General features: G+C 47.8%; 5 protein-coding genes. 2 read left to right on the top strand and 3 right to left on the bottom strand.

Going from position 1 to position 9,101, the window contains the following annotated elements:
• Positions 1-1,991: CHAT domain-containing protein (locus QUB44_RS20820; RefSeq protein ID WP_333370395.1), on the top strand; the 1,991-nt coding region annotated here is incomplete at its 5' end.
• Between the two features lie 396 nt (positions 1,992-2,387).
• Here the strand turns inward: QUB44_RS20820 and QUB44_RS20815 are convergent.
• The 3 genes from QUB44_RS20815 to QUB44_RS20805 form a co-directional block, all read right to left on the bottom strand.
• On the bottom strand, positions 2,388-2,801 hold the full coding sequence (locus QUB44_RS20815) for a hypothetical protein (protein ID WP_333370393.1): 414 nt from the start codon (positions 2,799-2,801) through the stop codon (positions 2,388-2,390).
• 358 nt (positions 2,802-3,159) lie between these two features.
• Positions 3,160-5,391: an NAD-dependent DNA ligase LigA gene (ligA, locus tag QUB44_RS20810; protein WP_333370391.1), complete on the bottom strand. Its 2,232-nt coding sequence runs from the start codon at positions 5,389-5,391 to the stop codon at positions 3,160-3,162.
• A gap of 400 nt (positions 5,392-5,791) precedes the next feature.
• On the bottom strand, positions 5,792-6,775 hold the full coding sequence (locus tag QUB44_RS20805; RefSeq protein WP_333370423.1) for an Npun_R2479 family HD domain-containing metalloprotein: 984 nt from the start codon (positions 6,773-6,775) through the stop codon (positions 5,792-5,794).
• Positions 6,776-7,061: 286 nt separating this feature from the next.
• Here QUB44_RS20805 and QUB44_RS20800 point away from each other — a divergent pair, with 286 nt between their 5' ends.
• A complete protein-coding gene (locus QUB44_RS20800; RefSeq protein ID WP_333370389.1) occupies positions 7,062-8,807 on the top strand; it encodes an alpha/beta hydrolase in 1,746 nt (581 codons plus the stop codon).
• Positions 8,808-9,101 lie beyond the last annotated feature (294 nt).

Genomic DNA, 9,101 nt, shown 5'->3' with positions numbered 1-9,101 from the left:
CAGTTGTCACTCCCACTCCCACTCCAGTTGTCACTCCAACTCCGGTAGTAACTCCCACTCCCACTCCGAGTGAAACTCCCACTCCGCTAGTCACTCCAACTCCGACTCCGAGTGAAACTCCCACTCCGCTAGTCACTCCAACTCCCACTCCAAGTGTCACTCCCACTCCCACTCCAAGTGTCACTCCCACTCCGAGTGTCACTCCAACTCCCACTCCAAGTGTCACTCCCACTCCGAGTGTCACTCCCACTCCCACTCCAAGTGTCACTCCCACTCCGAGTGTCACTCCCACTCCCACTCCAAGTGTCACTCCCACTCCAAGTGTCACTCTTACTCCCACTCCGAGTGTCACTCCCACTCCCACTCCGAGTGTCACTCCCACTCCGAGTGTCACTCCCACTCCCACTCCGAGTGTCACTCCCACTCCGAGTGTCACTCCCACTCCAAGTGTCACTCCCACTCCGATCGATCCTACGGAAATACAAGTGCCCGCACCTGTGACAGCACCAACATCGCCCACAGCCGCCGATACACCCACACCGCAAGGAGAATCTTCAACCCCTGATTCAGAAGACTTTCAACGTCGCAAAATTCCACCGCTAGACAATCCCGGTGTAGCAGCCGATCGAGTTTTAACCATCGATCAAAGTATCACCAGTCAGTTGCCCCCGGGCTACCCACAGCCAACAGTTAGCAGCGAACCAGCGCCAACAGTCAACCCTACTTCTAATTTAGTTCTGGGATACGCCCCGTCTCCCGATCAACTTTTTGAAGGTAACGATATCCAGAAAACAGTCTGGGGAATCGAAGAAATGAGGAATCAAGAATTTGGAGAATACTTGGGGGTAAAAGCCAACCTCCCAGAGGAAAATGTCTTGATTTCGACCTTCCAACAAACTTTACAAAATATCGAACAGCAAACCGGCAAGCGGTCTGGTATTATCTACATAGTCTCGCGAGAAGATCGACTGGAACTAATTTTAGTTCCTCCCGTGGGGCGGCCTATTCACTACAGCGTCCCCGAAGCCAACAGAGGAGCTCTTTTCCCCACCGTTCAGGAGTTTCGCAATGAAATTACCAATCCCGCAAAACGCGATACTAGCACTTATCTAGCCGCCGCCCAGCAACTATATAAATGGGCGATCGCACCCCTAGAAAAAGACTTAGAAAACTTAGGAATTCAGACTTTGTTACTGTCAGTCGATGCGGGATTGCGAAGCCTGCCCTTTGCCGCTTTGCATGACGGTAAAGGCTTTTTGATTGAAAAATACAGTTTCAGCCTAATTCCAAGTTTTAGTTCGACTAATACCGATTATAAAGCTGTTAGAGACGCCACCGTGCTAGCAATGGGAAGGTCAGAATTTGTTGACCAACATCCATTGCCCAGTGTGCCGATCGAATTGCAGGCGATTTCGGCTCAGTGGCAGAGCCCATCTTTCCTCAATTCTGCTTTCACTTTAGATAATCTCACCTCGGAACACACCAAGGGAGGATTTCGGATCGTTCACCTAGCAACTCACGCTGAATTCAAACCGGGAAAAGCGAGCAATTCCTACATTCAAATGTGGAATTCCAAATTGCAGCTCGATCGCATGGAGAGTTTGAATTGGCGCAATCCGCAGGTAGACTTGTTAGTATTAAGTGCTTGTAGAACTGCTGTGGGCGATCGGGAAGCAGAGTTAGGTTTTGGAGGTTTAGCAGTAAAATCCGGCGCAAAATCTGCTTTAGGGAGTTTGTGGTATGTTGACGATGGAGGCACTTTGGGGCTAATGAGCGAATTTTACCACCAGTTGCGAGGAACAACAACTAAGGCAGAAGCTTTGCAACTGACTCAACAAGCAATAATGTCCGGTAAAGTGCGATTGGAAAACGGACAGCTAGTAACAACAGGCGGCAAGTTAAATTTACCTGCTAATTTACAACAAACAAACCAAAACTTTTCTCATCCTTACTATTGGAGTAGTTTCACCATGATCGGAAGCCCTTGGTAAGCAGCCATTTTTATTTTTCAGTCTCCACTTCTTAGGGACGAAAGTTTCTACATTAGGGGCAATGCCCGCTTGGGGTGGTTGGGGCGGTTCGCCCGTGGCTGCCGCAATTTCAACCGCCGCTCCAGGGGATTTAGAACTCTATTTCTGCTTCATCACCACCAAAGTAATATCATCAAAAATCTTCTGAGTGCCAATATACTGCTGCACATCATCTTTCACAGATTACCGAATAGCAATAGCAGGTAAGTAGACTTACCTGCTAATTTATGACAAGAAAAACAATAGTTTTCCGCTCTTTATTGCTAGAGTATTTTTACGGTGAGAGTTTTTTTGTAAGTCCCATATTTTCAGTAGCAAATCTGTTCGTTCAACAATCATCTCTAACCCGCAGATGCTCTATCTAGGGTTCATCAGTCTCGGATTAGGTGCCGCAGTTCCGTAATTGACTCGACAACCGATGTTGAACAAACTCGAACTGCACTCAAGAGGAACAATCTGCTGATCGAGGAGGGCACTGCAACTGACATACTGGTCGTTATTAGTATCTCTTACCATACATTCGATCGGGTTAGCTCCCGATCGCGCCGACCAACTCTTCATACCTACGACTGCAATCATATGCTGCCAGTAGAAAGCAAATAGCAAAACTCCCAAAAGTACAGCAACGGCTAATCCTGCTTTCAACTTCCAACTATTTAAGACATTTCCCACACTGTTTTTCACGTTTTCCACTCCAGAAATTGAGCTTTCGGTAGTTATTTCTGGAGTTGTCAAGTTTGTTTGTGTTTGTTCTGTTGGAATTTCCGACATAATGTATCTCCTATGATTGCTGGGATTTGGCTAAGCTGGCAGTTGCCATCGCTATTGCAAACTTTATCAAATTTTAGCAAAACTAGCCTGTACCGACAACAGATTCGGGCAGTACCGCCGGAGAAGTATATATATTCACCAAGTGCGCTCGCGATTTCTATGCCTTTTGAGGTATTGCCCAATTCGCGTTAGCAGGGTCCTCGAAGAGGATCGGCTATTTTGCACCGACGGTAATAGAATTGTTGGGGATTTTCTTTGAAAACGGCTGAAATGAATCAGCGCTTTTTTTGGGAACCGCAGATAGTGCAGAGGGCGCAGAGAAAGAGCAAAGAGAGATATATTGACTTTCACCAATCATTTATGGTTTCGATAGCAGTTCTAATAACTCAGATTCCGAAAGTAGTTCGATTCCCAAAGATTGAGCCTTTTCCAACTTAGAACCCGCATCTTCTCCCACAACCACATAATCAGTTTTAGCACTCACAGAACTTGTGACTTTACCTCCTGCTTTTTGAATCAAATCTTTAGCTTCATCTCGTTTCAAAGTGGGCAAAGTTCCGGTAAGCACAAAGCTTTTGCCTGCAAGTTGTAAATTTGTGCTGGCTAAATTGGGATTTTTTACTTCTGACTGCAATTGCAAGCCTGCAGTTTTCAACCGTGCAATTAAACTTTGATTTGCCGGCACTCTAAACCACTGATAAACAGCTTGAGCAATTTCCGGGCCGATGCCGTAAACGCCCTCAATCGATGCCGCCGATACCCCTGCTAACTCTTCCACATTTGCAAACCTTTCTGTCAGCAATTGAGCATTCACGCTGCCGACGTGGCGGATGCCCAAGCCGTAAAGTACGCGCGAATAAGGTTGATTTTTCGATTGGGCGATCGCACTTACCAACTTTTCTGCTAACTTCTTACCCATGCGTTCCAAACTCATCAATCTTTCCGCAGTCAAATCGTACAAATCCGCCGCAGAATGCACCAGATTGCTATCAACCATCTGCTGCACCAACTTTTCGCCAACACCGTTAATATCCAGAGCATCCCGGCTGCAAAAATGAATCAGCGAACCCCTCAAAATCGCTGGACAAGATGTATTGATGCAGCGAGTAACGGCCTCCCCCTTTTCCCGAACCACAGGCTGTTCGCATTCGGGACAGCAACTAGGCATTTGGAAAAGTTGAGCATTTTGGGGGCGAAGTTCCCGTAAAACTCGCACAACTTCTGGTATAATTTCCCCAGCTTTTCTGACAATTACAGTATCGCCAATGTGCAGGTTCAGATCGGAAAGTCGATCGCTATTATGGAGAGAAGCCCGCGAAACCGTCGTCCCCGCCAACTGCACCGATTTGAGTTCCGCTACAGGCGTCAGAGCCCCGGTTCTCCCTACTTGGACAGTGACAGCTTCTACTATTGTAGGCACTTCGGCAGCGGGATACTTCAGGGCGATCGCCCAACGCGGAAACCTCTGAGTAAAACCAAGTTGTCGTTGCAGCAAAACCGAATTAATCTTAACAACAACCCCATCCGTCATGTAAGGCAAATTCCGCCGCTCAGTATCCCAATATTCGTAATACTCGCGAACCTCATCCAAAGAATAGCAAATTTTGCGATAGGGATTCACCTTAAACCCCATTCGTCGCAACAATTCCAACGATTCCCACTGCGTGTTACCCTCGTTACCCCGATCTAAATGCAGAGTATAAGCAAAGAAATCCAACTTGCGCTTATCCACAATTTTAGAATCCAACTGCCGCAGCGTACCCGCCGCAGCATTCCGAGGATTAGCAAACAATTGTTCCCCTGCTTTTTCCCGTTCCCGATTAATTTCCTCAAACACAGCTAAAGACAAAAAAGCTTCTCCCCGCACTTCCACAACAGGCGGCGGATTATCTAAATTGAGCTTTAAAGGAATCGATCGAATAGTTTTGACATTTTGAGTAATTTCCTCTCCGGCAATGCCGTCTCCCCGTGTCGCACCGCGAACTAAAACCCCATTTTCATAGGTTAATGCTAAAGCAGAACCGTCAATTTTCAATTCGCAAACATAGGAAACCCCCCCCAACCCCCCCTTGCTAAGGGGGGGAGTAGTTTCCCTGTTTTCCTGATTGCTAAGCCCAGGTGCATTTCCATCAAGTCCCCCCCCTTGATAATGGGGGGTTAGGGGGGGTGCATTTCCTTCTTGACCGGGGGTTAGGGGGGGTGCATTTCCATCAAGTCCCCCCCCTTGATAAGGGGGGGTGAGGGGGGGTGCATTTCCTTCTTGACCGGGGGTTAGGGGGGGCGCTACCCTTTGCCAGCGTTCCTGCCATTTAGCAAATTCTTCAAAATTAAAAGCATTTTCCAAACTGTAGAGAGGAATATTGTGTTTGACGCTAAAAAATTGAGTAGCAGGCTGTTCTCCCACGCGCTGAGTCGGACTTTCCGCAGTAATTAATTCAGGATAATCTGATTCTAATTCTTGCAACTGGCGATAAAGTCGATCGTACACTTCATCTGGCATGATCGGCGCATCGAGAACATAGTAAGCATAGCTAGCTTCCTGTAGCTGCTGCCTCAACTGTTGAATTTGCTGCTGAATTTCTGCTGCCATATCAATTTAAGGTTTTCGATTTTCGATGTTAAATTTTTGATAATGACTCTTCATTTTAGCTTAAAAAAAAAGTATCGAGCTACCTCTCTGCTGCCAAACCGATTTTAGATTTGAGATGAGCAACGTCAATTTGAGCTCAAAATCAAGAGCCAGCAACTAGAAAATCAAAACTTATCCTAATTTTCACCCTGCCCAAAAACGGATACTTACTTTTCGACCGGAGTTGCCAATCGGCCAAAATTTTAGACTCTTGTTCAACCTCCCAGATTCATCTATGGAGTAAATTTCAAATCCTTCGACTGATTGAACGCCGAACGTTGCGGCAAACCTGTCACGCCGAATTCTAAATTTTAAAATCCACTGACTCGCTTTTATAGATGCAGAATTTTTGGCGTAAATCTCACAAATTTAAGTCTTGAAACTCGGCAAATTTCTTGTTTTCCCCGGACATGGAAGGTTGAAGATTTTCATCACCATCTTTTTCGCCGTTCAAGTTGCTATTGGGGCGGGATTTGGGGAATTCTTGAGCATTTGGCTTGGTGAAAGCGAGGGGTTCAGCGTGTTCTACCTGAAATACATTGGCGTAGAGGTTGGCAATAATTTGTTTGCCTCCCTGGGTTAATTCTAAGTAGTTCAAAGCTGCTGGAATGTAGGGAAAAACTCCATTCCAATAAAACTTAGCGTAATTTTGTCGTAAATCTCCCGGAGACTTGTAGCCCAAGATTTTATTAGTGCCGACTTCCTCAAATTCGTAGAACAGGGCACTTATTTTCCGCAGGTAATTTGGATCACTCAATTGACCGATCAAATCAGCGGCCCTAGCGAGTCCCGAATAATTATTTCTGTCTTGATGAGTTTCGCTAGCAGGAACTGGGAAACGCGTCAATTCAATATTGCGCTTGATTTGTTCGGCATCAATTAATGTATGGCCGCCGAAGCGTTCGTCAATTACGAGTTTTCCTCGATCGACATGATAAGGAGTTAAACTGGCAGAAGTTGCCCCGATCGGCACAGAAACCATGCCCCCCTCAATACCCGTAGCGTAGAGGCCCACAGCTTCTTGGTCTTGGCGGCAAACACCTTTGACGTAGCCGATATCGTGACACAGCAGCGAGATCAGGTAGTGCAGCCAATCTTCCGGCGACACTCCCCCTTCGCGAATATGCTTGCCGCGGAGAATCTCTTGTCCCACCAAAGCCACGAGCATTGTGTGTTCCACATTGTGGTATAGAGCATCGCAGTTAGCGATATTTTCCAGAGCCATAGTCCCTGCCCAGGCGATAATTTCAGGGTAGTCAGGCTTGTACTTGCCGTAGGTGCGACGGTAGCCGGCCTGCAACTCTTGCACAAAAGCGTCAATCAGGATAGCAGTTGCATTGAACATCATAAATTCTCTCACTCAGGCTGTAGTTACAAACTTGATCGAAAATATCTTGCATAGCTGAAAAAATAATCAATGGGCCTTCCAGTAGGTTTGACCCCTCGGCGTTGAATTTTAAATTTCAGCTAGTCTTGTCAGGTCAGAAAATTGCTCTTTTGGCTATGCTTCCCAAGATAACCTAATTTCCGAAGCATCCGAAGCAACAGATCGATTTTTTGGCATTAAATGTTGGCGAAACAATTTACATCATTTCACCGACTAATTATTAGAAGTCCTAGGTGTGAAAGTTATGAACAGTCTGTTTCCGAGTCTCTCCACTGCTGCCCTTCGCACTCGGCGGTCGATCGCCCAAAAATACCTAGGATTGTTTGCATTCACGGCTGTTTGCACCGCCGCACCGGCAATGGGTGCCGAGCGAATTTACGTAACTTACGGGCCGCTAGAAGAATCAGTTCCCATCGAATCCCTGGCACTGTTCGCCAAAGAAGGCAAAATAGACTCGAACTTGGACGGCTTCGCTCAGTACATCAAAGAATCTCAGCTAGCTGAGATTCGCAGCGCCCTGCAAGCGAAAGCTGAAATTAGCCAGGTGACGATCGCCCAATTTCTCTACACGCCTCAAGGAGAAGTGCTGCTGAGACGCTTAGGCCGAGTAATTCAAACCAAAGCTCGGCAGCCTGGATTTTATGCCATCCGAGCCGCCCTGATTTTAGCAGCCTCAGATCCCGAAGGCCTGACAATTCTCAACGTGCTGCGGAAATTCCCCACCTATGGCATCAGGATTGACATCGCCCGCGCCTTGGGTATCGCCAACGAACTGACATCGCTGATCAACCGTTCCAATCAGACGATCGCCGGAGTCGCTCAATTGTCCGAAGCACAAGCAGCCTCGGAACCCGCCATACCACCCGCCGCAATGCTGCAGCCCCAGCTACCGGGCCCCTATACTTGGAAAAAATCATCGGTAACTGTGACGAGTCCAAATCGCCCTCGCACGTTTGATATGGACATTTACCTGCCGCAGGGCAGCCCGCAACCGGCCCCAGTAGTAGTAATTTCCCACGGTTTAGGTTCCGATCGCCTTTCCTTCGAGTATTTAGCCAAACACCTAGCCTCCTACGGCTTTGCCGTCGCCGTCCCCGAACACCCCGGCAGCAACGCCCAACAAATCCAAAACTTGGTAACAGGCAGAGCCAATGAAGTAGCAGAACCAGCAGAATTTATCAACCGCCCCCTCGACATCAAAGACTTGCTCGATTATTTAACCCAACTTTCTACCACCAATCCTGCCTATCAAGGGCAGCTCGACTTGCAGCGGGTCGGCGTCATCGGCCAGTCTTTCGGTGGCTATACGGCTTTAGCATTAGCCGGGGCGGGGATTAATTTTGCACAGCTAGACAAAGATTGCGGACTCGAAAACGATAGTTGGAACCTCTCCCTACTGTTGCAGTGCCGCGCCCGCGGCCTAGAGCGCAACCAGTACAATTTCGACGACCCGCGCATCAAAGCTGTGATCGCCATCAACCCGATCGTTAGCAGCATTCTCGGAGAAACAAACCTTAGCAAAATCCAAATCCCTGTCATGTTAATCGCAGGCAGCGCCGATACCGTCGCCCCCGCTTTGCTCGAACAAATTCAACCGTTCACATGGCTGACATCGCCCAACAAATATCTGGTACTGATGAACAACGGGACTCACTTCTCAACGATCGAGGATTCCCCTCAAAGCCTCTTTCTGCCACCACCACAGGTCATCGGGCCGGAACCAGTTTTAGCCCGTCGCTACCTCAGCGGACTCAGCCTAGCTTTCATGGAAAGCTATTTGAACAACAAATCAAATTTCCGCCCGTATTTGGAGCCATCCTACGCTTTAAGTATCTCGCGAGAGACTCTCGGACTAAGAATTTTGCGATCGCTCACCCCGCAGCAACTCCAGCAGTTCAGGATTTCTCCACCTGCTCGCAGGCCAGTCTCTCCACCTGTCCTCGCTCCTGTTCCTCTACCTTCTCCACCTCCCATCGCTCCCGTTCGTTAGGGTTGAGGTGCGCCGAAGAACACGCTGGCATATCTTGTCGCGCGGACGCGATGGCGTCGGACCCCGCAAGCTACGCCCCTGTCCCTCCTTACATCAGCTTTCCTAATCACAGTCATCAGTTTAACTGTCGCTCAACCCCTTTACAAACCTTAACGATAGGCGTAATAATATAAACATCATCCGAACATTGACAACCAAATACAGCAATCATAAAACCATGACAACAACCTTACAGCAGCGCGAAAGTGCCAACGTCTGGGAACGCTTTTGTGAGTGGGTAACATCAACCGACAA

It is taken from the genome of Microcoleus sp. AT3-D2 (assembly GCF_036705715.1).
Classification (GTDB): domain Bacteria; phylum Cyanobacteriota; class Cyanobacteriia; order Cyanobacteriales; family Microcoleaceae; genus Microcoleus.
This window is presented reverse-complemented; position numbering and strand designations above follow the sequence as displayed.

Coding starts and splice junctions, on each gene's coding strand:
- QUB44_RS20815 (WP_333370393.1), bottom strand. CDS start 2,801: ATGTCGGAAATTCCAACAGAACAAACACAAACAAACTTGACAACTCCA.
- ligA (WP_333370391.1), bottom strand. CDS start 5,391: ATGGCAGCAGAAATTCAGCAGCAAATTCAACAGTTGAGGCAGCAGCTA.
- QUB44_RS20805 (WP_333370423.1), bottom strand. CDS start 6,775: ATGTTCAATGCAACTGCTATCCTGATTGACGCTTTTGTGCAAGAGTTG.
- QUB44_RS20800 (WP_333370389.1), top strand. CDS start 7,062: ATGAACAGTCTGTTTCCGAGTCTCTCCACTGCTGCCCTTCGCACTCGG.